A 26,502-nucleotide genomic window follows, 5' to 3' on the forward strand; every position below is an offset into this window, starting at 1 on the left:
GGTCAATCAATAAATGAACCAAACCCAAAGACGAACAGGGAGACCAGAATGAAAACCACCGCAGCCGTTTCCGTCCTCGCCCTCTGCGCCGCCTCCGCGGCCTGGGCCGAGTGCGACACCGTCGTCATGTCCGACGTGGGCTGGACCGACATCACCACCACCACCGCCACCGCAAAGCATGTGCTCGAGGCGCTGGGCTACGAGGTCGACGTGAAGATCCTCTCGGTGCCCGTGACCTTCGCCTCGCTGGAGAGCGACGATGTCGACGTGTTCCTCGGCAACTGGATGCCCGCCCAGACCGGCGCCATCGGCCCCTACCTCGAGTCGGGCGAGATCGAGGCGATCAACGTGAACCTCGAAGGCACCAAGTACACCCTCGCGGTGCCGACCTACACCTACGAGCGTGGCCTCCAGAGCTACGCCGACATCCCCGAGTTCGCCGAGCAACTCGAGGGCAAGATCTACGGTATCGAGCCGGGCAACGAGGGCAACGGCTACCTTGTGTCGCTGATCGACGAGAACAAGATGGGCTGGGGCGACGCCGAGCTGGAGGTGATCGAAAGCTCCGAGCAGGGCATGCTGGCCCAGGTCGAGCGCGCCTACAAGGACGAGCAGGACATCGTCTTTCTCGGCTGGGAGCCGCACCCGATGAACGCCAACTTCTCGCTGAAGTACCTGACCGGCGGCGAGGACTTCTTTGGCGGCGAGGGCGTGGTGCACACCGTCACCCGCAAGGGCTACTCGCAGGAGTGCCCCAACCTCGGCAAGCTCTTCGCCAACATGGACTTCACGCTGGAGATGGAAAACGGCATCATGGGCCAGATCCTCGATGATGGTGCCGATCCGGCGGATGCCACGCTCGACTGGCTCAAGGCCAATGCCGAGGTGCTCGACACCTGGCTCGCGGGCGTGACCGCCAAGGACGGCGGCGACGCCAAGGCCGCCGTCAGCGCCGCGCTGGGGCTCTGAACCGGATGTAGCGATCGAACCGCCCGCCTTCTCGCGGGCGGTTCTCTTTTGGCCGACCGACAAGCGCCACGCGAGCGCAGGCCAACCGGGGCAATGGGGAGACAGGAGCCGTGGAAGACTGGCTGGAAGACTACAAGATACCCGTGGGTAGGGGGGCCAAGGTCATCTTCGACTGGATCCGCGACCACGGAGAGGTGCTGCTCGACGGCTTTGCCGGCATCATGGAGGCGATGATCGACGCGATCCTCTGGGTGCTCCAGGAGCCGCCCGCGATCCTCGTCATCGCGGCCTTCGTGGCGATCACCTGGTTCCTCCAGAAGAGCTGGAAAACCTGCCTCTTCATCTTCCTCGGCTTCCTCTTCATCCTCAACCAGGGTTACTGGGACGAAACCACCGAGAGCCTTACCCTCGTGCTCTCCGCCTGCCTCGTCTGCATGGCCGTGGGCGTGCCCATCGGCATCGCCTGTGCCCACCGGCCCAAGCTCTACACCTACCTGCGCCCCGTGCTCGACCTGATGCAGACCCTGCCCACCTTCGTCTACCTGATCCCGGCGATCGTGTTCTTCGGGATCGGCATGGTGCCCGGCCTGATCGCCACGGTGATCTTCGTGCTGCCCGCCCCGATCCGGCTGACATACCTCGGCGTTTCCTCCACGCCCCAGTCGCTGCTCGAGGCGGCCCGTGCCTTCGGCGCCACGCCGCGCCAGACGCTCTGGAAGGTCGAGCTGCCCTATGCCTTCCCGCAGATCATGGCGGGCCTGAACCAGACCATCATGCTCTCGCTCTCCATGGTCGTCATCGCGGCGCTGGTGGGCGCCAATGGCCTCGGCGTGCCGGTGATGCGGGCGCTGGGCCAGGTCAATACCGCGCTGGGCTTCGAGTCCGGCATCGTCATCGTCGTGGTCGCCATCATGCTCGACCGGATGCTCAACGTGGGGGCGCGCAAATGACCACGGCCGTCAAGATCGACAATGTCTCCATCGTCTTCGGCGACCACCCGGAGCGCGCGCTTCCGCTGATGGACGCCGGCCAGCAGCGCAGCGAGATCCAGCAGGCCACAGGCCAGGTGCTGGGCGTGCACGACTGCTCGCTGGACGTGATGGAAGGCGAGATCGTGGTCCTCATGGGCCTTTCCGGCTCGGGCAAATCCACCCTCCTGAGGGCGGTGAACGGCCTCAACCCCGTGGTGCGGGGCGCGGTGCATGTGAACGACGGCCAGGGCATGGTCGACGTCACCCATGCCGACAAGTCGACCCTGCGGCGCATCCGCATGCATCACGTCGCCATGGTCTTCCAGCAGTTCGGCCTGCTGCCCTGGCGCTCCGTGCGCGAGAACGTGGGGCTCGGGCTGGAGCTGGCCGGCATGGACAAGGGCGAGGCCAACGAGCGGATCGACACCCAGCTCGACCTCGTGGGCCTCTCCGACTGGGCCGAGCGCAAGGTAGGCGAGCTTTCGGGCGGCATGCAGCAACGTGTCGGCCTGGCCCGCGCCTTCGCCACCGAGGCCCCGATCCTGCTGATGGACGAGCCCTTCTCGGCGCTCGACCCGCTGATCCGCACCAAGCTGCAGGACGAGCTCCTCGAACTCCAGCAACGGCTCCGGCGCACCATCATCTTCGTCAGCCATGATCTCGACGAGGCCTTCAAGCTGGGCAACCAGATTTCGATCATGGAGGGCGGGCGGATCGTGCAGACCGGCGCGCCGCAGGATATCTTCCGCGACCCCAAGAACGACTATGTGGCCGAATTCGTCCAGCACATGAACCCGCTGGGCGTGCTGCGCACCCGCGACCTCATGGGGCCGGCCACCGGCTCGCCCGCCGTGACCGTGGATGCCGACATGCTGGTGCGGGACGCAATGGAAACCCTGACCGGCTCCGAAGTGCCCGTAGGGGTCACCGAGAACGGCCGGATCGTGGGGCAGATCACGAAGGACGATATCCTGACCGGCCTTACCGCCCGGGAGATCACCCCGGCGGACTGACCGGCTGGACGCCGCCCGCCCTGCTGCTATCTTCGCGCCGGTTCAGTCCAGCGCGAGGCCCATCCCATGACCAGCAAACGCATCGTCCTTTCCAGCGATCACGCCGCCATCGAGTTGCGGCAGGCGGTTGCAGCCCATGTCGCCTCCAGGGGCTGGGATGTGGTGGACATCGGGCCGACCACGCCGGAGAGCACCCACTACCCGCTGCACGGCCAGGCCGCAGCCGAGCGCGTGGCCTCGGGCGATTGCGCGCTGGGCATCATCCTGTGCGGCACCGGGCAGGGCATCATGATGGCTGCCAACAAGGTGCCCGGCATCCGCTGCGGCGTGTGCTCCGATACCTTCTCCGCCCGGATGATCCGCATGCACAACGATGCCAACATCCTCTCGATCGGCGCGCGGGTCGTCGGCGAGGGTCTGGCCCTCGACATCGTGGACGCCTTTCTCGACGCCGAGTTCGAAGGCGGCCGCCATGCCACCCGCGTGGCCATGATCGAACCCGCGCCGGCCTGAGCGCGGGCGGGGCCTAGATCGGAAAGTCGTGCTGCCGGATCAGCGCCCAGATCGAACGGTTGAGCTGTTCGAGCTTGGCGATGCTGGCGTCGATGCTCGCCGATTCCGCCGCATTCACCCGCTCGGTCTTGCCCATGCGGATCGCCTCTTTGCGGTCCTGGATCCGCATCATGATCGTCTGGAGGCCGCCGCTCTCGGGGTCGAAGCTGTAGATGCAGTGGTTGTACTTGTTGCGCAGGCCCCCCTCGCGGGTCAGCGCCGAGGTCACCTCCAGCACATCCTTTCGCAACTCCGTGCTCACCGTCGGCAGCTTCGCCAGACGCTCCACGAGGTCGACACGGGCGCGCGTGGTGTTGAGCGTGAGAAAGATCACCACCGCCACATCCTTCTCGGTCTTGGCAAGGCCGGCGATCAGGTGAATCAGTAGGCTTTCGGTATTGGTCCAGGCGTAGTTCAGGCGTCCGACCCGCAGCAGGATCGCCTGAAGCTCCGCCTCGGCGCCCTGTGTCCTGCCTGGCGTGCGGGTGCCGGGTTCCATCATCTCCTCAATTGGCGCTGCGCATCGTCTGGAACTTGATCGCGGCCTCCGTCCGGTTCCGCACGTCGAGCTTGCCGATGATGTGATGGATATGCAGTTTCACGGTGTGCTCCGACACGCCGAGGTGCTCGGCGATGTGCTTGTTCTGCAGCCCGGTCGTAAGCTTCTCCAGAACCTCGATCTCCCGGCTCGTCAGCAAGTCCAGTTCGGCCTTTGCCTCCTGCCTGCATGGGGTCGGCACGGCGCCTCCGGCGGGTGACGGCTCGGCGTGAGACGACACGTGCCGCTCCGTCAGCTCGGCAGGAAAGTAGGTGCCGCCGTTGGCGAGCAGGCGGATGATCGACAGCCAGATGTCGATGGAAAGGTTCATCGGCACCAGGCCCCGCAGGTCTACGCGGTCTTCCAGCTGGCGATAGAGCCTCTCTCCGGTTTCGACATCCCAATAGGCCACGGCAAGTCCGGGTGGGTCATGGTTCGGGCATTGTTCGCTGAAAGCCTCAGCAAATGCGTAGAGGTTCTCGGCAGAATGGTTGCAAAGAAACGGATCCACGATTACGACTCTTGACTCGCCGCAATTGCCACCTATGGTTGAAATATACTCCTCGATACTCTCGTGGCGGATCGGCAAGGCGAAGCCACAGTCCAGTTTCACATTTCGCAAGAGCGTGTCCGAAAAGCTCTTCTTTGCTCCGGCGAACACGATGACATCCTGCTGTTCGGCAGGTGTTTCATGAAATGACATTTGTAATATGCTACTAGCCCCCCTACTTAAGAAAACTTTCGGGGCCTGAAGTAATTCGCCCGAAAATTTCGGAACAGATGAACGTCCGCCGAAATGCTCGGCGGTTATTAATCGAACGGTTAGCTTTTTATCCTCACGGTCTAAATCGTGCAGTCTCCAGCATCTGCTGCACGACGCTACGTTAACAAGCGGCGGTGATTCTGTTAACCCTTTTGGCAATTTGGTGCCGACCAGCCCCCCCTGGCGCGTCCCGTCCAGTCGTCTTTTCCACCGGAAGATCGCTGTTTTTCCACATAGTTATCCCGCGACTCGCACCCTCTCCCACCGGAGTAGATCGACTGGCCAGCTATTCTTGAGGGCTGTCCGGATCAAAGGTGGTTGGGCCGTCGGCGTTGATTTTGGCGGCAAATTTCCAATCGCATCCCGTGAAGGTTCTTTTGCGAGATGCACCGCCCACACCGCGTTCTGCGAGGCTTGCAATACGGGCGGACAATTAGGAAAGGGGGGTGATCGAAGGAGGCTTCACGTTTTCGAGAGGCCGACTGATGACGGCGCGATGAGCAATCCGTTTGCGCCACGGCCTTATCAATATCAATCCGCACATCGACGCATGGCTGCTTTGGACAGACTGGCAGCGGTTCGAGTGCATTCAAGGGAGTACCCGAAATGGGTGGATATCGAAACAACCTCTTTGCGCTGCAAGGGCAGTTGCAAGGCCAGCTCCAGGGCGAATTCCAGGCCCAGGGACAGGACCAGGACCAGGATCAGTGGCAAGGCCAGAAGCAGGGTCAGCACCAGTCCAGCGAGAACGTCAATCTCAATGGCAACGGCAACCTGAACGGCAATGGCAACCTGAACGGTAACGGCAACCTGAACGTCAACCACAACGACTCTACTGCCACGGGCGTGGGCGCGGGCCTCGGTGCCGGTGTCGGGCTTGCCGGCAGCAAGTCGCATGCCGGTTCCCACTCCGATGCCGTTTCGCTCGGGGTTGGTGTTGCCAAGTCGCACACCGACGTTGATGTCGACGTAGACGTCAAGCTCGACCTCAAGGACTACGAGCCGGTCGACAACGACTTCGCCGACTTCGATCTCGATGACGGGGCCAGGATCGACGACATCTTCATGGCCAAGGGCGACCTGACCTACGATCCGGGCAACGACATCAATCTCGATGGCGTTCTCAGCAAGGCCCTGAACGGTGAGGGCAACGACTCCGGCACCATCAACGCGATGTCGAACACGCTCGAGGACAACGACAGGATCGACAGCGCCAAGGTCGAGAACAACGCCCAGTACAACTCTACCCAGTCGGCCCGCGGCGGCACCGCCAATGCTGAAGAGGGCATCGACCTCGAGTCCGATGGCGGCTCCGGCGGCCGGGGCTCGGCCGATGGTGACGACGGCCATGCGGCGTCGCTCGGTGGCTTCTCGCTGGCCGATGGCGGCTACCACAAGGGCAACGACGGCGGCAGCGCCGACGGTGACGACGGTGGTGACGGCGGCAGCGCCGGTGCGATCGGCGTCGGCCTCGGTGGCCTCGGCGTCGGCCTCGGTTCGGGCGGCGACGGCGGCTCCGGCAGCGGCGGCGGCATGCCGACCTACTTCAAGCACCCCGGCAAGCCGGGTGGCGATGGCGTCGATGCCGATGGCGGCGATGGCCTCGGTGTCGGGATCGGTGTCGGCCACGGCGCTGGCCTCGCGGGTGCCTATGCGGGCGGCGGCGGCGGCGGCGGTGCCGGCGGTGACGCCAGTGCCAGCGGCGGCTGGTCCGGTGGCGGCAACTCCGATGGCGGCCATGCGGTCGTCTGGGGCGGCAACGGTGGCGACGGCGGCCATGTCAATGCCAACGGCGGCGCGGCTTCGGGCGCGGTCGGCGGCGGCAACTGGGGCTCCGGCAACTCGGACGACGGCTACGTCAACGGCTACTCGAATGCCTCCGCGGATGGCATCCTCGACAACGCCGCGTTCAACCAGAGCATCGTCCAGGGCGCGAACGTGCTCGGCAACACCGTCGACATGACGGTCGTTGGCGGCAACTTCTCGAACTCGCTCTCCGTCGGCGACGACGAGATGTAGGGCGATCCCCTCACGCAACAGGAGGCTGCGCGGCACCGTCGCGCAGCCTCACCCAAAAAAACGTCGAGCAGGCACAGTTTTCACACTACCCGACCAGGACGGATCGTGACCCATGTTGCTCGATGAAAAGTCCGAAATCATTGCTCATTTCATAGGTTTGTTCCAGCTGGGTTCCGAGGCCGCACGGATGCGGGAGGAGTTCGAGGAGTTCCAGGCGCTCAAGAACGCCGATCCCGAGTTCGGCAGCCTGCTCAACATAACCATCAACCTGTTCAGCGACTACGAGCTCGGTGCCTTCACGCCCGATATCCAGGGCCCTCTCTACTTTCCGGTGCTGCCGGGCGTTCCCGGCTTGCCCTACCTGCCGTTCGCGGGCCCGGCGGCGGAGCATCTCTGGCCGGTGTTGCCCGGCGAGCTCGCCGAGCTGCCAATCTACTGGTCCCCGCCCGGCTACCTCTTGGCCAAGCTGCAGTTCCTGATCCCGCCGCCCTCATCCGTTGCCACCATCACGGTGCAGTACAACTTTCTAAGGGATTACGATTACGCCTCCACCTCGGATGCCGAGATGAGCTTTGTCGACCCGGTCGCCTTCGAGGTGCCCCTGTCGTCGCTTCAGGCCACGGCCACCGCCCTTCAACCCTTCTCGGCGCCGGTGATGCCCGAGGATGAAGCCGCGATTGCCGAGAGCGGCCGCGAGGTCTCGGAGGATATCCGCGCCCTCGAGTCCGAGGGCGGACCGGGCGCGGCCGACGGCGCCGTCACCTTCGTTGCCTTCGGCGAGGCCACGGCCACGCCCACCCTCAATGGTCTCGCCGTCGAGGAAATGCCCAAGCTGTCCGACTACAGCGACACCTTTGCCGAGCCGGAGCCGGAACCCGAGGAGGAGGTGCCCGAGAGCCCCTTCGAGGACAACCGCGACGAGGCAGAGGAAGACGATCACCCAGAAGGCCAGCATGTGACCATGGGTGAGAACCTCCTGATCAACCAGGCCAACGTGGTCATGAACTGGCTTGACGCGCCCGTCTTCGTGGTGATGGGCGATGTCGTGGTCGCCAACGCGATCAGCCAGATCAACGTCTGGAACGATTTCGACAAGGTCAGCGGCGTATCCAGCCTCACCGAGGCCGGATCCACCCGCAGCGTCAACGCCAGCTCCATCGAGCATGTCGCCAACCCGGTTTCGGTCGGGGAGGGGGCCTATGGGCCCGGACAGGCGATCGTGACCCGGATCGAAGGCAACGTGATCAACTACAACCACATCCAGCAGTTCAACTTCGCCGCCGAGGGCGACGTGCTCAGCCTTCTGTTCAACGCCAGCGAGACCTTCATCCAGACCGGCGGCAATACGCTCTTCAACATCGCCGACATCCTCGAACTCGGCTTTGGCTACGACCTGATCGTCATCGGCGGCAACATGATCGACGTCACCCTGCTGACCCAGATGAACGTGCTGCTCGATGCCGACTCCGCCGAGATCGAAGGCGAGTTCGGCGGCACGATGGACACCTCGGGCAACCTGCTTCTGAACTATGCGGCCATCACCGAGGTCGGCGTCGATACCACGGTCGCCATCACCGAGGCCTACAGCAAGGCTGCGAACAAGGTCATCGAGGGCGGCGAGCCCGGCGGCGATATCCTCGGCGACCCGGCTTATCTCGGCACGCCGGTTCTGCGGGTGCTCTACATCGAAGGCGACTATCTCGACGTGCAGGTGATCGAACAGGTCAACGTGCTCGGCGATGTCGATCAGGTGGCGCTCGCGGCCGAAACGCTGCTGAGCGCCGAGGGCGCCGACGTCACGGTGCTCACCGGCGGCAACGAGCTGGTCAACATCGCCTCGGTCACCGACCACGGCGTCGATTCCACCGTCTACACGGGCGGCGAGGCCTATTCGGACGCCATGCTCTACCAGGCCGAGTTCATTTCCAACGACGACCCCTTCGCACTGGCCAGCTCCGACAATCTGGCCAGCGAGGCGGTGCTGTTCCTGGCCGACGACATGCTTTCCGACACATCGGACGGGCCCGGCGCGGGCCTGGGGCAACTGGTGCCCGAAGAGGCGCCGGTCGACGTCATGCAAACCCTCGTCGCGTGATCGAGGGCAGGTAAAAAGGGATACTGTTTTGAAGGACATGGTGAATGACGCGGAGCAGCCTGAAGCGCTGGTCGCGACCGAGGAGCCAGCGGCGCGGCAGGATGACGAGAGCAAGGAGGCCCTGCGCCTTGCGCCGGAAAACAGGGTAAAGGGCGAGCGCCCGTCGCCCTCCGGGTTCACCCGCATCACTCCAAGCGAGAAGGACTTGGGCGACCCTCCGCAGCGCCAGGAGAGCGAGCCGCCGAAACCCCCTGTCGACAACGGCGGCGGGCGAGGCAACGGCGGCGGCGGTGGCGGCGACGAGGTCTTTCACAAGCGCCTCGGCCCGATGGACTTTGCCGGCAGCCTCAAGCGCGGCCTCCGTGCGGTCCGACGCAACATGCTGCTTGTGATGCTGTTCACCTGCGCCACCAACCTGCTGATCCTCGCGATCCCCGTCTACCTCTTTCAGATCTCCGACCGCGTGCTCACCAGTCGGTCGATGGATACGCTGATCATGCTGACCACGATCATCGTGGGCGCCGTGGTGCTCCAGGCGATCCTCGATGCCGTGCGCCGCTTCATCCTGATGCGCACGGCGGTCGAGCTGGCGGCGCAACTGGGCTCCCCGATCCTCAGCGCCGCCGCCCGGGCCTCGCTCAACGGCAATGGCCGCGAGTATCAAACCCTGGGCGACCTTCAGCAGCTGCGCAGTTTTCTCGTCTCCGGCACGCTCCTGTCGTTCCTCGATGTGCCTTTCGCACCGCTCTTCATCCTGGCCATCTACCTGGTGCACCCCCATCTGGGCATGATCGTGGTCGCCACCGCCCTGGTGCTGCTCGTCATCGCGATCGTCAACCAGCGGGTGACTTCAGGAAAGTTCGCGGAGGCGAACCTGCACCTCAGCAAGGCCAACCTCCATCTCGACTCGATGTCGCGCAACAGCCAGATCATCAACGCGCTGGCGATGATCCCCGAGGCTGTTTCGATCTGGGGGCGCGATACGGCGGCCTCGCTGAAGGCGCAGGTCCGGGCGCAGGACCGCAACATCATCTCGGCCGCCTGCAGCCGGGCCGTGCGCCTGCTCACCCAGATCGGCCTCCTGGGGTGGGGCGCATACCTCGCGATCCAGGGCCATATCACCGGCGGCATGGTCATCGCCGCCTCGATCATCGCGGGCCGGGCGCTGGCGCCGATCGAGGGCGCGATCGAGGGCTGGAACCACTTTCTGATGTCGCGGTCGGCCTATGACCGCATCGCCCACCTCCTGCGCAGCTCGCCCCTCAACCAGGATCGCCTGATCCTGCCGCGCCCCGAGGGCCGGCTCGACGTGGAGCGGCTGCTCTACGTCCCGCAGGGCACCAAGAACGTGGTGCTCAACGGGCTGAGCTTTGTCCTCGCGCCCGGAGAGTCCCTTGCCATCGTCGGCAATTCGGGCGCGGGCAAGACGACCCTTGGCAAGATGCTGGTAGGCTCCGTCCTGCCCACCTCGGGCGCCGTCCGGCTCGACCTGATGGACCTGCGCAACTGGGATCAGCGCCAGCTCGGCACCAACATCGGCTACCTGCCGCAGGACGTGCAGCTCTTTCCCGGCACCATCAAGCAGAACATCGCCCGGATGCGGGAGGATGCCACCGATGCCCAGATCCACGAGGCGGCGATGCTGGCCGACGTGCATGGCATGATCTCGAACTTCCCGCAGGGCTACGAAACCTTTGTCGCCGCCGACGGCGCGCCGCTCTCGGGCGGGCAGAAGCAGCGCATTGCGCTGGCCCGGGCCTTCTTCGGCAATCCGCGGCTGGTGGTGCTCGACGAGCCCAACTCCAACCTCGACACTGCGGGCGACCAGGCCCTGGCCCGCGCCGTGGCCGATGCCAAGTCCCGCGGGATGACCCTTGTGGTCATCACCCAGAAGCCCTCTCTGCTCTCCTCGGTCGACAAGATCATGCTGATGGCCGACGGCAACATCGCGCTCTACGGCCAGCGCCAGCAGGTGCTGGAGGCGCTCGAGAAGCGTCGCCGCGGCAATGGCGGCGGCGGCCAGCAACTGAACTCCCCGAACAACCCCAATCCACAGGCAGGCTGATCATGAGTTTGGCAACCGCACCCACCTACGTCTCGAGCGAATGGTATTCCGAGGTGCCGCGCAGCGTCTGGCGCATCGGCCTGCTCGGCATCCTGCTGATGACCTTCTCGCTCGGCGGCTTCGGCTACTGGGCCTTCTCCGCGCCGCTTGCTGCCGCCGTGGTGGCGCCCGGCAGCTTTGTCGCGACCGGGCGCAACAAGATCGTCCAGCACCTCGAAGGCGGCATCATCGCCCAGATCCTCGTGGAAGAGGGGGAGGAGGTCGAGGCCGGCCAGCCGCTCGTGACGCTCGACACCACTGCCGCCGAGACGCGCCGCACCGAGCTTCAGCTCCGCCGCGCCCGGCTGGAGGCCATGAAGGTGCGCCTCATGGCCGAATACGACGACCGCAACACGGTCATCTTTCCGCCCGACCTGCGCCGCCGCGCCGTGATCGACCCGGAGATCGAGGAAATCCTGCTCAGCCAGAAGCTCAGCTTCGACCTCGCCCGCGACAAGCTCGACAATGACATCGGCCTCGTGGAGTCGAACATCCTCGCCCAGACAAAGCGGATCCAGGGCTACATCGCCCAACGCGAGTCCTCCGCCGTCCAGGTGAGCCTGTTGAAGGAGGACCGGGTCGCCAAGGCCGACCTGCTCAACAACGGCCTGACCCGGAAATCCGAGCTGAACGCCCTCGAGCGCGCCATCGTCGACGGTGTCGGCCAGATGGCCCGGCTGGAGGCGGAGATCGCCGAGAGCGAGGCGATGATCATCAAGTTCGAAAAGCAGATCCTGCAGACCCGCTACACCTATACCCAGGCCGCGCTGGACGAGCTTCATGTGGTTCAGGCCGAGCTCGACAGCGTGAAGGAGCAGGTGCTTCAGGCCGAAGACGTGCTGCGGCGCACCGAGATCCTCGCGCCGGTGGATGGCACGATCCTGCGCATGCACTATCACACCTCGGGCGGTGTGATCGAAAGCGGCAAACCCATCGTCGAGATCCTGCCCAAGGGCGCCCCGCTCATCATCGAAACCCTCATTCCGCGCAACGACATCGACAGCGTCCAGCTCGGTCAGTATGCCTCGGTGCGCCTGGTGGCGCTGAACCAGCGGACCACGCCGATCCTTGATGGGGAGGTCTTCTACATCTCTGCCGATGCCATCCCCGACACGGCGCAAGGCCCGGCGCGCGAGGTCTATGTGGCGCGGATCAGCCTGGAGGCAGAGCAGCTCCGCCGGGTCGACGGCTTTGCCCCGACCCCGGGCATGCCCGCCGAGATACTGATCGCCACCCGTGAGCGGACCTTCATGCAGTATCTCACCAAGCCCATCGTCGACTCGATGTCGCGCGCCTTCCGCGAAGACTGAGCGCGGGCCGGCACAGCGCAATGACGGCGCCGTTCCGCAACGGCGCAGCGCCCGCGCGATCACTCGCTCTGCTTGTCATTCTGCATGTCCGGGAAACTTGGTGGAGCCTAGGGGAGTCGAACCCCTGACCTCTTGCATGCCATGCAAGCGCTCTCCCAACTGAGCTAAGGCCCCGGTGAGGCGGACGTTTAGGGAATAGCGCCGGGGGGTTCAAGCGAAAATTTCGCTGCCCGACGCCTTTTCCCGGCCCGCCTCGAAAATGCCGTCAGTCGTCGTCGTCACCGCCGACGTCGGCGATATCGTCGAGCGACACATCATCATCGTCGTCGTCCTCGAGCACATCGTCCCCGAGATCGACATCGCTGTCATCATCATCATCGTCGAGCACGTCGATATCGGCGTCCTCGTCTTCCATCTCCAGCGACTTCGGATCGGGCTTGTCGCCCTTCAGCGCCGAGCGGGCCTTGTTGCCGGTGTCGAGCGTCACGATCTCGCCGGTGTAGGGGCTCACGATCGGGTCCTTGCCCAGGTCGTAAAACCGCTTGCCGGTGGTCGGGCAGACGCGCTTGACGCCCCATTCTTCCTTAGGCATCGAAATCCTCACATGCTTCGGGGTTCGAACGGGGCCAATGCCACGATGGGGGAGGGCTGTAAAGGGGGTATCGGGCTTTCTTGCCATCGCGCGTGGCGCTAGGATGGGCGGCAACGAAAAGGGCAGGGGCCTCATGGCACAGACAGGCTCGATCAGGCTCCCGGGAGAGCCGGAGGTGGAGGTCGTTCTGCGGCGCTCGTCGCGGGCGCGCAGGCTGTCTCTGCGGGTCTCCGGGGTCGATGGCCGCGTGACCCTCACCATGCCCCGTTTCGCGCCCGAGCGGGAGGCGCGCAGCTTCGCCGCCGAGAAGGCCGGTTGGATCCGCGACAGGCTGGCCGAGCAGGCCCCCTTCATCCTTGCCGCGCCCGGCGCCGTGGTGCCCGTCGAAGGGGTTGCCCGCCGGATCGAGACCGCCCCCCTGCGCCGCATTGCCCTTTCGGATCAGGCGCTTCTGGTGCCCGAGGGCGCATCGCGCGTGCCGGTGCGGCTCGGGGCCTTCCTGCGTGAACTGGCCCGCGACCGCCTGGCCGAGGCCTCCGCCCGCCACGCCGCCGCCCTCGGCCGCCCCCATGGCACCATTACCCTGCGCGACACCCGCTCCCGCTGGGGATCGTGCAGCCACGAGGGCAACCTGATGTATTCCTGGCGGCTCATCCTCGCGCCACCCGAGGTGCTCGACTACGTCGCCGCCCACGAGGTCGCCCACCTGGCCCACATGGATCACTCGCCCCGCTTCTGGGCCACCTGCGCGCAGCTCTTCCCGGCCCACAAGGCCGCGCGGCGATGGCTGCGACAGAACGGCGCCACATTGCACCGCTACGGCTTCAAGGGGTGAGTGTTTCCCCGTTGACGGATTGCAGATTCGTGATCACGCTCGAGAGATGCTGATCCAACCACCGCCCACCGATGCCGCTCCGCCCAACCGCGACATCCCCGCCCATGCCGGTGCCGCCACCGCGGCCCATGATCGGGTCTATCGCGCCCTGCGCACCCGCATCATGCACGGCGAGCTTCTGCCCGGCCACGCGCTCACCCTGCGCGGCGTTGGCAAGGATTTCGAGGTGTCGATGACCCCGGCCCGCGAGGCGGTGCGGCGGCTGGCGGCGGAAGGGGCGCTGACCCTCTCCGCGTCGGGCCGTGTATCCACGCCGGTGCTGTCGAACGACCGGATCGAGGAACTGGCCGCGATTCGTGCCCTTCTGGAGCCGGAACTGGCCACCCGCGCCCTGCCGCGCGCCCACATGGCGCTGATCGAGCGGCTGGAGGCAGTGAACGCGACCATCGCGGAGGTCACGGCGCGGGGCGATGCGGCGGGATACATCCGGGCGAACCTCGAATTTCACCGCACCCTCTACCTGCGGGCCCAGGCCCCGGCGATGCTGGCGCTGGCCGAGACGGTCTGGCTCCAGCTCGGCCCCACCATGCGGCTGCTCTACGACAGGCTGCGCCGCAACGAGGTGCCGCGCCATCATCGGCTGATCGTGGCGGCCCTCAAGGCTGGCGATGAGCCGGGCCTGCGGTTGGCCGTGCGCTCCGACGTGACCGGCGGTCTGAGGATGCTGGCCACCTGAGGCGGGGCGTCACAGGCTCCGCAGCATGCCCTGCATCTCCAGCGCCGAAATCCCCAGCGTGGCGGCCAGTCGGGCAAGAAAGCCCTTCTCGGATTGGGTGATCGTGCCGTCCGACACGGTAACCATCAGCGCCCCCCGCATCAGCGTCTCGCGCTGGTGCGCGTTGAGGCCCTGGCCGAAGGCGCGGAACTCGTCATCGGAGATCTTGCTGCCCGCCATGCCGATCAGCCGCTCGATCTGCTCGGCGGGGTAGGCAAGGCCGGTGAGCTTCTGGCTGGCGAAGGCGATGAGCTTCACCTCCTCCGGGTCCACCACGCCATCGGCCTTGGCGGCATGGCACATCACATCGAGCACGCGCTGGGCAAAGCCATTGGCGCCTGTCATCGCGTTGCGGCGGCGGCGCCGGCGCAGGCCGGCAAAGAGCTTGAGCAGGCCCATCAGCGCCACCGTCGCCCCGATCGCCGCAGAGCCGGCAAAGCCTGTCACCACCTGGGCGACCTGCATCCGGGGCTCGACCGGCAGGTTGCCCGGCGCCTCGCCGGACTGGAGCATCGCGGCCATGCGCTCCGGCGCGAGCGGAATGTACTTCTGTCCGGTGCAATTGTCGTAGGAGAGCGCATAGCTCTGCATCGAGCGCCAGAACCCGAGCTCAAGGATGTGCGACTTCTTCGACAGGTGGCAAAGCGCCATCTGGCCGCCCGCACCGTTGCCCGTGGTCGTATGCGCGACGAAATGGAGTTGCTCGCTCTCCATGATGAAGCCGCCACCCCGCCTGGCCTCGGCCTCGTGGCCGGTGACGGTGAGCGCCAGGGCGGCACTGGCCGCAATGGGTCCGAACTTGCGCATCGGCATGTCCTCTCGCTTTGGCTCAACAATCGGGGCTCTCCGGCCCAGTCCTTGCCAAAAGCGTTAACAACCGAATGCGGCGAGGCTTGGGCACAACCCGCGCACGAAAAAGGCCGCGGCGTTGCCACCGCGGCCCGGTCCCTGCGTCAGATGACGTGTCAGGCGTGGATCGCCCCGTCGCCGCAGGCCAGCGCGCTCTCGCGCACGGCTTCGGAGAAGGTCGGATGCGCGTGGCAGGTGCGGGCCACGTCCTCGGCGGAGGCACCGAACTCCATCGCCACGCAGATCTCGTGGATCAGCTCGCCCGCCGCCGGGCCGATGATGTGGCAGCCCAGGATCCGGTCGGTCTCCTTGTCGGCCAGCATCTTCACGAAACCCTCGGCCTGGTGCACCGACTTGGCCCGCGCATTGCCCATGAAGGGGAACTTGCCGACCTTGTAGGCGCGGCCCTTCTCCTTCAGCGTCTCTTCCGTCTCGCCCACGCTCGCCACCTCGGGCGCGGTGTAGATCACGCCCGGAATGAGGCCGTAGTTGATGTGCGGCTTCTGGCCCGCCAGCATCTCGGCCAGCGCGGTGCCCTCGTCTTCGGCCTTGTGCGCGAGCATCGGCCCCGGAATGGCATCACCGATGGCATAAATGCCCTTCACCGCGGTCTGGAAGTGATCGTCCACCTCCACCTGCCCGCGCTTTGTGAGCTTCACGCCAAGGCCTTCCAGCCCGAGGCCTTCGACGTAGGGCTTGCGACCCGTCGCCACCAGCACGGTGTCGGCCTTCAGCGTGTGGTCGCTCTCATCCTTGCGCAGCTTGTAGTGCACCGTGGCCTTGCCGCCCTTGGTCTCCACCTTGTTCACGGCGGCGCCCATGACGAACTCGAGCCCCTGTTTCTTCAGGATCCGCTGGAAGGTCTTGGCGACCTCGGCATCCGCGCCCGGCGTGATCGCATCGAGAAACTCGACCACGGTGACCTTGGTGCCCAGTCGGGCATAGACAGAGCCCAGCTCCAGCCCGATCACCCCGCCGCCGACCACGACCATCTCGTTCGGAACCTTGCCCAGCTCCAGCGCGCCGGTGGAGGTCACGACCGTTTTCTCGTCGATCTCGACCTCGGCGCCGGGAATGCTCGCAGGCTCGGAGCCCGTGGCGATGACGATGTGCTTGGCCTCATGCACCTCCTCGCCCACCTTGACCTTGCCGGCCTCGGGGATCGAGCCCCAGCCCTTGAGCCAGTCGATCTTGTTCTTCTTGAACAGAAATTCGATGCCCCCGGTGTTCTGGTCCACGGTCTTCTGCTTGTAGGCCTTCATCTGCGCCCAATCGACGGAGGGCGCCTTTCCCTTCAGCCCCATCTCGGCAAAGTTGTGCTCGGCCTCATGCAGCAGGTGGGAGGCATGCAGCAGCGCCTTGGAGGGGATGCAGCCCACGTTGAGGCAGGTGCCGCCCAGCGTTTCGCGGCCCTCGACCACGGCGGTTTTCAGGCCCAGCTGGGCACAGCGGATGGCGCAGACGTAGCCGCCGGGGCCGGCGCCGATGATGATCACGTCATATGCAGACATGGGGTCTCCTTTGCGGGGGTCAGGGGGCGTTGCGCCCCTCGGGCAGCGGTGTGCCCTGATGAAAGCGGGCCTGCCACCCGGCGGGCGTTTCGGCCCAGAGAGTGGATCGGCTGGCCCATTGAATCTCGTCCGGGTAGCGGGTCTCGGAGATATAGGTCACCAGCGTGACGCCGGGGCCTATCGTCTGTGTCTCGAGCCCGTGCAAGCGGTGCTCCGAAGGGCGGCCCTCGGAGGTGTCCGTCAGCAGCTCCTCGCGGGTATACTTGCGGCCCGAGCGCGACAGCTCGAAGAACTCGGGGGCCAGAAGCTCCTCGATGGCGGCGCGGTCATAGGCGGAGGCGGCGGCCCAGATCGCGTTTTCGAGCGCGGCGAAATCGGTCATCCCGCCACCCCGCTGAACGCGCCCTTGCGATAGAGATGCCAGGCAAACCAGGCGAGGCCCACGGCGAGCACGAACTCGACCACGGCCACGACCCAGATCATCGGGGTGACGAGCCATTGCGGCTCCACCCCCTCTGCGGCGCTGGGCGTGCGCCGCACGAGCAGAAAGGAAAAGCCGCAGATCGCCCAGATCAGCAGAACCGAAACAGGCTTGCGCGCGGGCAGGGTGTGCGACAGGGCGAGCAGCAGCAGGGCCGGGAGGAAGGCCACGGCGGCCAGGATCAGGAGCCAGGGCTGAAACCCGCCCCCGCCGAAGGTGCCGAGCCCCAGCACCCCCACGATGGAGAGAAACCCCAGCGTGAACCCGGCACTGCGCAGCCCGCGCGCCGTTTCGGGCGAGAAGGCAAGGGTTTCGGCGCGGGTGAGCAGGGTCACGGGGCAAGCTCCATCATCGCCGCGCCGCAAGACGGGCAGTGCAACGCCTCTGCCGCCCTGCGGAACGGGCCGAACCGGAACAGCCGCTTGCGCCTTTCTCCCGAGGGTGTGCGCTCGTTGAGATATTGCACTTCGCCGGAAAAACCGCAGGCCGTGCAGGTAAGGGTATTTGGAGTGAGCCAGGCCATCGCGTTTTCTGCCGGTGGGTTTCGCCCATCCTGCATATCCCTGCAGGGTGGGCGAAACCCGCCATGCCTCAAAGGTCCATCAACAGCCGGCGGGGGTCTTCGAGGGCTTCCTTGACCCGCACGAGGAAGGTCACGGCGCCCTTGCCGTCGACGATGCGGTGATCGTAGCTGAGAGCAAGATACATCATCGGGCGGATCTTGATCTCGCCACCCACCACCATCGGCCGGTCCTGGATCTTGTGCATCCCGAGGATGCCCGACTGCGGGGGGTTCAGGATCGGCGAAGACATCAGCGAACCGTAGACGCCGCCGTTGGAGATGGTGAAGGTGCCGCCCTGCATCTCGGCCATGCTCAGCTTTCCGTCGCGGGCGCGGGCGCCCTTTTCGGCGATCGCCTTCTCGATCTCGGCAAAGCTCATCGCGTCGGCATCGCGGATCACCGGCACCACGAGACCCTGCGGCGTGCCGGCGGCGATGCCCATGTGGACGAAGTTCTTGTAGACGATGTCGGTGCCGTCGATCTCGGCGTTGACCTCGGGCACCTCCTTCAGCGCGTGCACGCAGGCCTTGGTGAAGAACGACATGAAGCCGAGCTTCACCCCGTGCTTCTTGAGGAACAGCTCCTTGTACTCGTCGCGGAGCGCCATCACCTCGGTCATGTCCACCTCGTTGTAGGTGGTCAGGATCGCGGCGGTGTTCTGGGCGTCCTTCAGGCGGCGGGCGATGGTCTGGCGCAGGCGGGTCATCTTGACCCGCTCCTCGCGCGCCTCGTCCTCTGCGGCCACCGGGCCACGGGGCGGGGCGGAGGGGGCAGGGGCGGAGGCGGCCTTGGAGCCCGCGGCGCCGGCCCTCATCACGTCTTCCTTCATGATCCGGCCGTCCTTGCCGGTGCCCTGCACGTCGGAGGCCGAGAGGCCCTTCTCGGCCATCATCTTGTTGGCGGAGGGGGCGTTCTCCACGTCCTTCGCGCCTTTCGCGGCGCTCTCGGCGGCGGGCGCCTTGGGCGCTGCCGTGGCCGCGCCACCCTCGGCGGGGGCGGAGGCGCCGCCACCGGCCCCCTCGCTCATCACCGCCAGCTTGCCGCCGGCTTCCACCGTGGCACCCTCGGCGGCCACGATCTCGGTGATCGTGCCGGAGGCCGGTGCGGGCACCTCGACGCTCACCTTGTCGGTCTCGAGTTCGCAGAGCATCTCGTCAGCCTCGACGCTGTCGCCGACCTTCTTGAACCAGGTGGCCACGGTCGCCTCGGTCACGCTCTCGCCGAGCGTCGGCACCATCACGTCAACGCTGGCCCCGCCCGCGGCAGGGGCGGCCTCCTCTGCCTTGGGCTCTTCGGCCTTGGCGGCGGGCTTGGCCGGGGCGGCACCTTCGCCGCCCTCCGAGATCGTCGCCAGAAGCGCATCCACGCTCACGGTGTCGCCCTCGGCGGCCACGATCTCGCCCATCACCCCGGCGGCCGGGGCGGGGACTTCGACCGTCACCTTGTCGGTCTCCAGCTCGCAGAGCATTTCATCGACCGCCACGGTGTCGCCCGGCTTCTTGAACCAGGTGGCGACGGTGGCCTCGGTAACGCTTTCGCCCAGGGTGGGCACGCGGACTTCGGTGCTCATGTGATCAGTTTCCTTCGATTCCGAGCGCCTCGTTCACGAGGGCTTCCTGTTGTGCCTTGTGCTGCGAGGCGAGGCCGGTGGCGGGAGAGGCCGAGGTGGCCCGGCCCACGTAATGCGGACGGGTGTGGGCGGCGTCGATCCGGCTCAGCACCCATTCGATGTTGCTTTCGATGAACGTCCAGGCGCCCTGGTTCTTGGGCTCTTCCTGGCACCAGATCATCTCGGCGCCCTTGAACCGCTCCAGCTCCTTGACGAGGGAGATGGCGGGGAAGGGGTAGAACTGCTCGATCCGCAGCAGGTAGACATCGTCGATGCCGGCCGCGTCGCGCGCCTCCAGCAGGTCGTAGTAGACCTTGCCGGAGCACATCACCACGCGGCGGATCTTGTCATCGGTGACCAGCTGGGTGTCGGAGTTGCCGTGCTCGGCATCGTCCCACAGCACCCGGTGAAAGCTCGATCCGGTGGTGAACTCCTCCATCCGGCTGACCGCCAGCTTGTGGCGCAGCAGCGATTTCGGCGTCATCAGGATCAGCGGCTTGCGGAAGCTGCGGTGGACCTGGCGGCGCAGGATGTGGAAGTAGTTGGCCGGGGTCGTGCAGTTGGCCACGATCCAGTTGTCCTGCCCGCACATCTGCAAGAAGCGCTCGAGACGGGCGGAGGAGTGCTCCGGCCCTTGGCCCTCGAACCCGTGCGGCAGCAGGCAGACAAGGCCCGACATCCGCAGCCACTTGCTCTCGCCCGAGCTGACGAACTGGTCGAACATGATCTGCGCACCGTTGGCGAAGTCGCCGAACTGCGCCTCCCAGAGCACCAGTGCGTTGGGCTCGGCCAGGCTGTAGCCGTATTCGAAGCCCAGCACCGCGTATTCCGAGAGCATCGAGTCGATGACCTCGTAGTTGGCCTGGCCCGAGCGGATGTGGTTGAGCGGATAGTAGCGCTCCTCGGTGTCCTGGTTCACGAAGGCGGAGTGCCGCTGCGAGAAGGTGCCGCGGGTGCTGTCCTGCCCGGCCAGCCGCACCGGGTAGCCCTCGGTCAGCAGGGAGCCGAAGGCCAGCGCCTCGCCCGTCGCCCAGTCGATGCCCTCGCCCTTCTCGATCATCTCGGCCTTCGCGCCCAGCATCCGCTCCACGGTCTTGTGCAACGCATAGCCTTCGGGCGCGGTGGTCAGCGCCTTGCCGACCTCCTTGAAGGTCTCCTCGGCAATCGCCGTCTCGCCGCGCTGGTACTCCTCGCCGCGCCGGTCGAGGTGGCTCCAGCGGCCATCCAGCCAGTCGGCCTTGTTGGGCTTGTAGTTCTTCCCGGCTTCGAACTCGTCGTTCAGATAGGCCTGGAACGCCGCCTTCATGTCCTCGATCTCGCCCTCGGGGATCAGCCCGTCCTTGACCAGCCGCTCGGTGTAGAGGCTCAGGGTCGTCTTGTGACCCTTGATCCGCTTGTACATGATCGGGTTGGTGAACATCGGCTCGTCACCCTCGTTATGACCGAAACGGCGATAACAGAAGATGTCCAGCACCACGTCCTTGTGGAACTTCTGGCGGAACTCGGTGGCCACCCTGGCGGCATGCACCACCGCCTCCGGGTCGTCGCCGTTCACATGGAAGATCGGCGCCTCCACCATCAGCGCGATGTCGGTGGGGTAGGGCGACGAGCGCGAGAAATGCGGCGCGGTGGTGAAGCCGATCTGGTTGTTCACCACGATATGAATGGTGCCGCCGGTGCGGTGCCCGCGCAGGCCCGACAGGCCGAAACATTCGGCCACCACGCCCTGGCCGGCAAAGGCCGCGTCGCCGTGCAGAAGGATCGGCAGGACCTCGGTGCGCTGCTTGTCGCCCAGCTGGTCCTGCTTGGCGCGGGCCTTGCCCAGCACCACCGGGTTCACTGCCTCGAGGTGCGAGGGGTTGGCGGTGAGGCTGAGGTGCACGGTGTTGCCGTCGAACGAACGGTCGGAGGAGGCGCCGAGGTGGTATTTCACGTCGCCCGAGCCATCCACGTCTTCCGGCTTGAAGCTGCCGCCCTGGAACTCGTTGAAGATCGCGCGGTAGGGCTTGGCCATCACGTTGGCCAGCACGCTCAAGCGGCCCCGGTGGGGCATCCCGATCACGATCTCCTTCACGCCGAGGTTGCCGCCCCGCTTGATGATCTGCTCCATTGCCGGCACCAGGCTCTCGCCGCCGTCCAGGCCAAACCGCTTTGTGCCCATGTATTTGACATGGAGAAACTTCTCGAAGCCCTCGGCCTCCACCAGCTTGTTCAGGATCGCCTTGCGCCCTTCGCGGGTGAAGGCGATCTCCTTGCCCAGCCCCTCGATGCGCTCCTTCAGCCAGGAGGCCTCCTCGGGGTCGGAGATGTGCATGTACTGCAAGGCAAAGGTGCCGCAGTAGGTGCGCCGGACGATCTCGAGGATCTGCCGCAGCGAGGCGAACTTCAGGCCCAGCACCTCGTCGATGAAGATCGGGCGGTCCATGTCGGCATCGGTGAAGCCGTAGCTCTTGGGGTCGAGCTCGGGATGGGGCGTCTGGTCCTGCATGCCGAGCGGGTCGAGATCGGCCACGAGGTGTCCGCGGATCCGGTAGGCGCGGATGAGCATCAGCGCGCGGATCGAGTCGAGAACCGCGGTCTTGATCGCCTCCTCGCTCACCGGAGCGGCGCTGGCACCGGCGGCCTCCTTGATTTTCTGCGCGGCTCCGCGGCCCTCGGTGGTGGGCTCGGCGGGCCACTCGCCGGTGAGCGCAGCGGTCAGGTCATCGGCGGGCACCGGTGGCCAGTCCTTGCGTGCCCACGACGGGCCCTTGGCCTCTGCCTTCACATCGGTCTCACCGTCGCCCAGCTGCCGGAAGAACTCGGCCCAGGCGCCATCGACCGAATTCGGATCGTCGGCGTATTTGGCGTAAAGCTGTTCGAGGTAGGCCGCGTTGTGCCCCTGCATGAAGCTGGAGGCGTGGAAAAGGTCGTTGGGGCTTTGGTCGGTCATGATGCCACCTGATGTGTTGAAGGCCACGGACGGAATCCCCCGCCCGCGGCCGTTGTCGCGCGATATGTGCCGGGCCTAGCCAATCGCCTTCAGCACGGCCTCGCCCAGGGTCGCGGGGCTGTCGGCCACCACGATGCCGGCGGAGCGCATTGCTTCGATCTTGCTTTCGGCGTCGCCCTTGCCGCCCGCCACGATGGCGCCCGCATGGCCCATGCGGCGGCCCGGAGGGGCGGTGCGGCCGGCGATGAAACCGGCGACCGGCTTCCAGCGGCCCTTCTTCTTCTGCTCGGCCAGGAACTCGGCGGCCTCCTCCTCGGCGGAGCCGCCGATCTCGCCGATCATGATGATCGAATGGGTCTCGTCGTCGTCCAGGAACATGTCGAGCACGTCGATATGCTCGGTGCCCTTGATCGGGTCGCCGCCGATGCCCACGGCGGTGGACTGGCCGAGGCCTGCGTCGGAGGTCTGCTTTACCGCCTCGTAGGTCAGCGTGCCGGAGCGCGAAACCACGCCCACCGAGCCGCGCTTGTGGATGTGGCCGGGCATGATGCCGATCTTGCAGGCGTCGGGCGTGATGACACCGGGGCAGTTGGGGCCGATCAGCCGCGAGGAGGAACCTTCCAGCGCCCGCTTCACGCTCATCATGTCGAGCACCGGGATCCCTTCGGTTATGCAGACGATCAGCTCCATCTCTGCGTCGATCGCCTCGAGGATCGAGTCGGCGGCAAAGGGCGGCGGCACGTAGATCACCGAGGCATTGGCCCCGGTCACGGCCTTGGCCTCATGCACCGAGTTGAAGACCGGCAGGTCAAGGTGGCTCTGCCCGCCTTTGCCGGGGGTCACGCCACCGACCATCTTGGTGCCATAGGCAATCGCCTGCTCCGAGTGGAACGTGCCCTGGCTGCCGGTAAAGCCCTGGCAGATCACCTTGGTGTTTTCGTCTACGAGAATGGCCATCGGCACGTTCCTCTTTGTTGTCCGGCCCTCGGGCCCTGTTTCGGACGGGGCCTGCGGCGGCCCCGGTTGTATCACTTGGGCGCGAAGGTAAATCGCACCTGGTTGTCGCTCTCGCTATGGCAGACAGGGTCCTGGCCGCCGGAGGTGATGCCCACCGCACGGCCCTCGCCCAGCGTCCAGCCGGTGCAGCCCTCGATCTCCAGCGGGGTCGCGTCGGCGCCCACCGTCTCGAGAAAGGCCGACAAGGTGACCGTGCCTATTGCCGTGCCCTGCGCCGTGTTGTCCACCGCGCAGATCTCGCCATCGGCATAGAGCGTCACGAAGAGCGGGCCCTCGGGCGGGGTCATCTCGACCATGCCCATCTCGCTGTCGCCGAACACCTCCCAGCCGCGAGCCCTGAAGAACCCGGCGGTTGCCTCCGGGTCTCCGTTGCCCAGCAGGCAGGCCGAATAGGCACCGAGCTGCGCCTCGGGCGATGCCGGCGCGTTCAGCTGCGCCACCAGCGCCTCGAGAATCGCCACGTTCTGCGCAGCCGCCGGAGCAGCGGCCATGCAGGCCAGCAGAGGGAGCGCGAGACGCATCAGCCCTTCACGGCCTTCACGATCTTCTCGGCGCCGTCGGAGAGGTTGTCGGCGGCGATCACGTCGAGCCCGGAGGCGTTGATGATCTCCTTGCCCTTCTCCACGTTGGTGCCCTCGAGGCGCACCACCAGCGGCACCTTGAGGCCCACTTCCTTGACCGCGGCAATCACGCCCTCGGCGATCACGTCGCAGCGCATGATCCCGCCGAAGATGTTGACGAGAATACCCTTCACGTTGGGGTCGGAGGTGATGATCTTGAAGGCCTCGGTCACCTTCTCCTTGGTCGCGCCGCCGCCCACGTCGAGAAAGTTGGCAGGCTCGGCGCCGTAAAGCTTGATGATGTCCATCGTGGCCATCGCCAGGCCCGCGCCGTTGACCATGCAGCCGATCTCGCCGTCGAGCGCGATGTAGTTGAGGTCATGCTTGGAGGCGGCGAGCTCCTTGGGGTCTTCCTCGGTCTCGTCGCGTAACTCGGCCACATCGGGCTGACGGTAGATCGCGTTGCCGTCGAACCCGACCTTGGCGTCGAGCACCTTCAGCTCGCCGTTCGGCATGAGGATCAGCGGGTTGATCTCGAGCATCTCCATGTCCTTCTCCATGAAGGCCTTGTAGAGGATACCCATCAGCTTCACGCACTGCTTCACGGCGGCGCCTTCGAGCCCGAGGGCAAAGGCCACCCGGCGGCCGTAGTAGGGCTGGTAGCCCGTGGCCGGATCGACGGTGAAGCTCAGGATCTTCTCGGGCGTCGCGGCGGCGACCTCCTCGATGTCCATGCCGCCCTCGGTGGAGCAGACAAAGGACACCCGGCTGCTCTGACGGTCCACCAGCAGCGCGAGGTAGAACTCGGAGGTAATGTCGGAGCCGTCCTCGATGTAGATGCGGTTCACCGTCTTGCCGGCCGGGCCGGTCTGATGGGTGACCAGCGTCTTGCCGAGCATCTTCTTGGCTTCCTCGGCGGCCTCTTCGACCGACTTGGCCAGGCGCACGCCGCCCTTTTCACCGGCGCCGGCCTCCTTGAAGTGGCCCTTGCCGCGGCCACCGGCGTGGATCTGCGCCTTGACCACCCAGAGCGGGCCGTCCAGCGCGCCGGCGGCGGTCTTGGCCTCGTCGGCCTTCAGCACGGCCCGTCCATCGGAAACGGGGGCGCCGTAGGAGCGAAGCAGGGCCTTCGCCTGATACTCATGGATGTTCATGAAGCTGTTCCTCAAGCTGCGGTTCGCTCCCGTCCTTGGCACAGGCAATCGGCAAGGCAAACAAAAATCACCTTCAAAAGCGGGGGCTAACGGAGATTATTGCGATTTGTGATCACAGCCAAGAATTGTGTGATCACAAGTTAAGGCAGTGCTAACGCTATCATGGGAATCACCCCGCCCAGGCGCCGCCGGGGCTGGCCAGAGCCGCGCCGGAGAGGTATGCATTCGGCCATGAACGAGACCTCAAGACAGGGCAAACCCCCGACCTGGGCCGTCGTCGCCACCGTGCGCGAACCGGCCGAACTTGTGCTGGCCTTCGTCGCCCACCACCTCGAACTCGGCGCCGCCAAGGTGCTTATCTACCTCGACGACCCCGACGATCCGCTGCGCCCGATCCTGCGCGCCAAGTCGGGCGTCAACGTCGTCGCCTGCAACGAGGACTACTGGAACAAGGTCAACAAGGGCAGGGGGCGGCCGCCCAACCAGAACGCCCGGCAGGCGATCAACGCCACCACCGCCTACAAGAAGGTGAAGGCCGACTACCTGCTGCACCTCGATGCCGACGAGTTCCTGCACATGGCCCGCCCCTTCGCAGAAGAGGTCGCCCGCCTCGAGGCCGATGACATCTGGCTGCGCGTGCCCGCCGTCGAGCGCTGCTGGCTCGCGGGCGACCGCTCCGAGCACATCTTTTCCGGCGTGTTCCGCCATCCGATCAAGCAGGCCCCGCTGGTCGCCAAGCGGATTTACGGCGAGGAGGTTGCGCCCTACCTCGCCAACGGACTCGCCGGCTCGTCGCACGGCAAGCCGCTGGTGCGCACGGGCCACAAGGTTCAGCTGCAGGTCCATGCCGCCAAGCTCCCCGGCAAGAACAGCGGATGGGCCCCGCACAAGAAGGCCACCGGCCTGCACGTGCTGCACTTCGACGGGCTGACACCGCTGCATTGGGCGGCAAAGACCCTGCGCTATGCCGAGCAGGGCGACGAGGTGATCGACCACCTCCTCCACGAGGAACGCGCCCTCCAGGTCCGCCACGTGCGCGACAACATCGGCTCCATGCCCGAGCTGCTGCGCTTCTTCCGCAAGATCACCGGCCTCACGCCCGAGCAGGCCCGTGCCCTCACCGAACACGGCCGCCTCAGCGCGATGAAGATCGACCCGGAAGCCGCCATGCGCCGCGCATTCCCCGAGATCGAGGCCGACTTCTCCTTCCGCGCCTTCGACCTCAAGCTCGGCGCCGAGAACGCCAAGCGGCTGATGAAGAAGATCGCGGCCAGCCAGGCGGCCTGACGA

The 26,502-nt window shown here is 65.9% G+C and carries 23 protein-coding genes and 1 tRNA gene; 11 read left to right on the top strand and 13 right to left on the bottom strand.

Features of this window, described 5'->3' with window-relative positions; genetic code table 11:
• Positions 1-48: 48 nt before the first annotated feature.
• The 4 genes from choX (at position 49) to rpiB (ending at position 3,466) form a co-directional block, all read left to right on the top strand.
• On the top strand, positions 49-969 hold the full coding sequence (gene choX, locus BUR94_RS01800) for a choline ABC transporter substrate-binding protein (RefSeq protein ID WP_074254559.1): 921 nt from the start codon (positions 49-51) through the stop codon (positions 967-969).
• A gap of 110 nt (positions 970-1,079) precedes the next feature.
• Positions 1,080-1,919 carry a choline ABC transporter permease subunit gene (choW, locus tag BUR94_RS01805; RefSeq protein ID WP_074254560.1) on the top strand — a complete coding sequence of 280 codons (840 nt, stop codon included), beginning with the start codon at positions 1,080-1,082 and terminating at the stop codon, positions 1,917-1,919.
• Positions 1,916-2,953 (top strand): choline ABC transporter ATP-binding protein, encoded by a 1,038-nt coding sequence (gene choV / locus BUR94_RS01810; RefSeq protein WP_074254561.1) that lies wholly within the window; start codon positions 1,916-1,918, stop codon positions 2,951-2,953. Before choW ends, choV begins: the two co-directional genes overlap by 4 nt.
• A gap of 66 nt (positions 2,954-3,019) precedes the next feature.
• Positions 3,020-3,466, top strand: a complete 447-nt coding sequence (gene rpiB, locus BUR94_RS01815; protein ID WP_074254562.1) for a ribose 5-phosphate isomerase B — start codon at positions 3,020-3,022, stop codon at positions 3,464-3,466.
• Positions 3,467-3,479: 13 nt separating this feature from the next.
• On the opposite strand, the gene BUR94_RS01820 is transcribed toward rpiB, so the two are convergent.
• Together BUR94_RS01820 and BUR94_RS20250 are read right to left on the bottom strand one after the other, a co-directional pair.
• Positions 3,480-4,007 carry a hypothetical protein gene (locus tag BUR94_RS01820; protein WP_342745192.1) on the bottom strand — a complete coding sequence of 176 codons (528 nt, stop codon included), beginning with the start codon at positions 4,005-4,007 and terminating at the stop codon, positions 3,480-3,482.
• A 4-nt stretch (positions 4,008-4,011) separates the two neighbouring features.
• Positions 4,012-4,746: a response regulator transcription factor gene (locus BUR94_RS20250; RefSeq protein WP_084192876.1), complete on the bottom strand. Its 735-nt coding sequence runs from the start codon at positions 4,744-4,746 to the stop codon at positions 4,012-4,014.
• Positions 4,747-5,412: 666 nt separating this feature from the next.
• Here BUR94_RS20250 and BUR94_RS20585 point away from each other — a divergent pair.
• From BUR94_RS20585 to BUR94_RS01845, 4 genes are all read left to right on the top strand, one after another.
• Positions 5,413-6,825: a hypothetical protein gene (locus BUR94_RS20585; RefSeq protein WP_074254564.1), complete on the top strand. Its 1,413-nt coding sequence runs from the start codon at positions 5,413-5,415 to the stop codon at positions 6,823-6,825.
• A 112-nt stretch (positions 6,826-6,937) separates the two neighbouring features.
• On the top strand, positions 6,938-8,920 hold the full coding sequence (locus BUR94_RS01835; protein ID WP_074254565.1) for a hypothetical protein: 1,983 nt from the start codon (positions 6,938-6,940) through the stop codon (positions 8,918-8,920).
• 37 nt (positions 8,921-8,957) lie between these two features.
• Positions 8,958-10,985, top strand: coding sequence for a type I secretion system permease/ATPase (locus BUR94_RS01840; protein ID WP_084193091.1), 2,028 nt, complete (start codon positions 8,958-8,960; stop codon positions 10,983-10,985).
• Between the two features lie 2 nt (positions 10,986-10,987).
• On the top strand, positions 10,988-12,334 hold the full coding sequence (locus tag BUR94_RS01845; protein WP_074254566.1) for an HlyD family type I secretion periplasmic adaptor subunit: 1,347 nt from the start codon (positions 10,988-10,990) through the stop codon (positions 12,332-12,334).
• A 98-nt stretch (positions 12,335-12,432) separates the two neighbouring features.
• On the opposite strand, the gene BUR94_RS01850 is transcribed toward BUR94_RS01845, so the two are convergent.
• Positions 12,433-12,508 (bottom strand) — tRNA-Ala (locus BUR94_RS01850).
• Between the two features lie 91 nt (positions 12,509-12,599).
• Positions 12,600-12,926: a TIGR02300 family protein gene (locus BUR94_RS01855; protein ID WP_074254567.1), complete on the bottom strand. Its 327-nt coding sequence runs from the start codon at positions 12,924-12,926 to the stop codon at positions 12,600-12,602.
• A gap of 133 nt (positions 12,927-13,059) precedes the next feature.
• On the opposite strand from BUR94_RS01855, the gene BUR94_RS01860 reads away from it, so the two are divergent.
• Both BUR94_RS01860 and BUR94_RS01865 read left to right on the top strand, forming a co-directional pair.
• The gene (locus BUR94_RS01860) at positions 13,060-13,761 is read left to right on the top strand and encodes a M48 family metallopeptidase (protein ID WP_139301198.1); all 702 of its coding nucleotides are present in this window, start codon (positions 13,060-13,062) and stop codon (positions 13,759-13,761) included.
• Positions 13,762-13,807: 46 nt separating this feature from the next.
• Positions 13,808-14,497 carry a GntR family transcriptional regulator gene (locus tag BUR94_RS01865; RefSeq protein WP_074254569.1) on the top strand — a complete coding sequence of 230 codons (690 nt, stop codon included), beginning with the start codon at positions 13,808-13,810 and terminating at the stop codon, positions 14,495-14,497.
• A gap of 9 nt (positions 14,498-14,506) precedes the next feature.
• Here the strand turns inward: BUR94_RS01865 and BUR94_RS01870 are convergent, their stop codons facing one another.
• The 9 genes from BUR94_RS01870 to sucC form a co-directional block, all read right to left on the bottom strand.
• A complete protein-coding gene (locus BUR94_RS01870; RefSeq protein WP_175570410.1) occupies positions 14,507-15,343 on the bottom strand; it encodes a tellurite resistance TerB family protein in 837 nt (278 codons plus the stop codon).
• A gap of 158 nt (positions 15,344-15,501) precedes the next feature.
• A complete protein-coding gene (gene lpdA, locus BUR94_RS01875; RefSeq protein WP_074254571.1) occupies positions 15,502-16,896 on the bottom strand; it encodes a dihydrolipoyl dehydrogenase in 1,395 nt (464 codons plus the stop codon).
• Positions 16,897-16,915: 19 nt separating this feature from the next.
• Entirely contained in the window at positions 16,916-17,278 is a 363-nt protein-coding gene (locus tag BUR94_RS01880; protein WP_074254572.1) for a DUF4440 domain-containing protein, read from the bottom strand.
• The gene (locus BUR94_RS20590) at positions 17,275-17,712 is read right to left on the bottom strand and encodes a hypothetical protein (protein WP_074254573.1); all 438 of its coding nucleotides are present in this window, start codon (positions 17,710-17,712) and stop codon (positions 17,275-17,277) included. Before BUR94_RS20590 ends, BUR94_RS01880 begins: the two co-directional genes overlap by 4 nt.
• 256 nt (positions 17,713-17,968) lie before the next feature.
• Positions 17,969-19,510, bottom strand: coding sequence for a 2-oxoglutarate dehydrogenase complex dihydrolipoyllysine-residue succinyltransferase (gene odhB / locus BUR94_RS01890; RefSeq protein ID WP_074254574.1), 1,542 nt, complete (start codon positions 19,508-19,510; stop codon positions 17,969-17,971).
• A 4-nt stretch (positions 19,511-19,514) separates the two neighbouring features.
• Positions 19,515-22,481: a 2-oxoglutarate dehydrogenase E1 component gene (locus tag BUR94_RS01895; RefSeq protein WP_074254575.1), complete on the bottom strand. Its 2,967-nt coding sequence runs from the start codon at positions 22,479-22,481 to the stop codon at positions 19,515-19,517.
• A gap of 75 nt (positions 22,482-22,556) precedes the next feature.
• The gene (gene sucD / locus BUR94_RS01900) at positions 22,557-23,438 is read right to left on the bottom strand and encodes a succinate--CoA ligase subunit alpha (RefSeq protein ID WP_074254576.1); all 882 of its coding nucleotides are present in this window, start codon (positions 23,436-23,438) and stop codon (positions 22,557-22,559) included.
• A gap of 71 nt (positions 23,439-23,509) precedes the next feature.
• Complete coding sequence (locus BUR94_RS01905) at positions 23,510-24,019, bottom strand: hypothetical protein (protein ID WP_074254577.1); 510 nt, start codon at positions 24,017-24,019, stop codon at positions 23,510-23,512.
• Positions 24,019-25,212, bottom strand: a complete 1,194-nt coding sequence (sucC, locus tag BUR94_RS01910; protein ID WP_074254578.1) for an ADP-forming succinate--CoA ligase subunit beta — start codon at positions 25,210-25,212, stop codon at positions 24,019-24,021. Before sucC ends, BUR94_RS01905 begins: the two co-directional genes overlap by 1 nt.
• 231 nt (positions 25,213-25,443) lie before the next feature.
• Here sucC and BUR94_RS01915 point away from each other — a divergent pair, with 231 nt between their 5' ends.
• Positions 25,444-26,499: a glycosyltransferase family 2 protein gene (locus tag BUR94_RS01915; protein WP_175570411.1), complete on the top strand. Its 1,056-nt coding sequence runs from the start codon at positions 25,444-25,446 to the stop codon at positions 26,497-26,499.
• The last annotated feature ends 3 nt before the right edge of the window (positions 26,500-26,502 follow it).

This window comes from Vannielia litorea (assembly GCF_900142295.1).
GTDB lineage: Bacteria > Pseudomonadota > Alphaproteobacteria > Rhodobacterales > Rhodobacteraceae > Vannielia > Vannielia litorea.

Coding starts and splice junctions, on each gene's coding strand:
- sucD (WP_074254576.1), bottom strand. CDS start 23,438: ATGGCCATTCTCGTAGACGAAAACACCAAGGTGATCTGCCAGGGCTTT.
- BUR94_RS20585 (WP_074254564.1), top strand. CDS start 5,413: ATGGGTGGATATCGAAACAACCTCTTTGCGCTGCAAGGGCAGTTGCAA.
- BUR94_RS01880 (WP_074254572.1), bottom strand. CDS start 17,278: ATGACCGATTTCGCCGCGCTCGAAAACGCGATCTGGGCCGCCGCCTCC.
- BUR94_RS01870 (WP_175570410.1), bottom strand. CDS start 15,343: ATGCGCAAGTTCGGACCCATTGCGGCCAGTGCCGCCCTGGCGCTCACC.
- BUR94_RS01915 (WP_175570411.1), top strand. CDS start 25,444: ATGAACGAGACCTCAAGACAGGGCAAACCCCCGACCTGGGCCGTCGTC.
- choV (WP_074254561.1), top strand. CDS start 1,916: ATGACCACGGCCGTCAAGATCGACAATGTCTCCATCGTCTTCGGCGAC.
- BUR94_RS01905 (WP_074254577.1), bottom strand. CDS start 24,019: ATGCGTCTCGCGCTCCCTCTGCTGGCCTGCATGGCCGCTGCTCCGGCG.
- BUR94_RS01895 (WP_074254575.1), bottom strand. CDS start 22,481: ATGACCGACCAAAGCCCCAACGACCTTTTCCACGCCTCCAGCTTCATG.
- sucC (WP_074254578.1), bottom strand. CDS start 25,212: ATGAACATCCATGAGTATCAGGCGAAGGCCCTGCTTCGCTCCTACGGC.
- BUR94_RS01840 (WP_084193091.1), top strand. CDS start 8,958: ATGGTGAATGACGCGGAGCAGCCTGAAGCGCTGGTCGCGACCGAGGAG.
- BUR94_RS01845 (WP_074254566.1), top strand. CDS start 10,988: ATGAGTTTGGCAACCGCACCCACCTACGTCTCGAGCGAATGGTATTCC.
- choX (WP_074254559.1), top strand. CDS start 49: ATGAAAACCACCGCAGCCGTTTCCGTCCTCGCCCTCTGCGCCGCCTCC.
- BUR94_RS20250 (WP_084192876.1), bottom strand. CDS start 4,746: ATGTCATTTCATGAAACACCTGCCGAACAGCAGGATGTCATCGTGTTC.
- odhB (WP_074254574.1), bottom strand. CDS start 19,510: ATGAGCACCGAAGTCCGCGTGCCCACCCTGGGCGAAAGCGTTACCGAG.
- BUR94_RS01835 (WP_074254565.1), top strand. CDS start 6,938: ATGTTGCTCGATGAAAAGTCCGAAATCATTGCTCATTTCATAGGTTTG.
- BUR94_RS01855 (WP_074254567.1), bottom strand. CDS start 12,926: ATGCCTAAGGAAGAATGGGGCGTCAAGCGCGTCTGCCCGACCACCGGC.
- lpdA (WP_074254571.1), bottom strand. CDS start 16,896: ATGTCTGCATATGACGTGATCATCATCGGCGCCGGCCCCGGCGGCTAC.
- rpiB (WP_074254562.1), top strand. CDS start 3,020: ATGACCAGCAAACGCATCGTCCTTTCCAGCGATCACGCCGCCATCGAG.
- BUR94_RS01865 (WP_074254569.1), top strand. CDS start 13,808: ATGCTGATCCAACCACCGCCCACCGATGCCGCTCCGCCCAACCGCGAC.
- BUR94_RS01820 (WP_342745192.1), bottom strand. CDS start 4,007: ATGATGGAACCCGGCACCCGCACGCCAGGCAGGACACAGGGCGCCGAG.
- BUR94_RS01860 (WP_139301198.1), top strand. CDS start 13,060: ATGGCACAGACAGGCTCGATCAGGCTCCCGGGAGAGCCGGAGGTGGAG.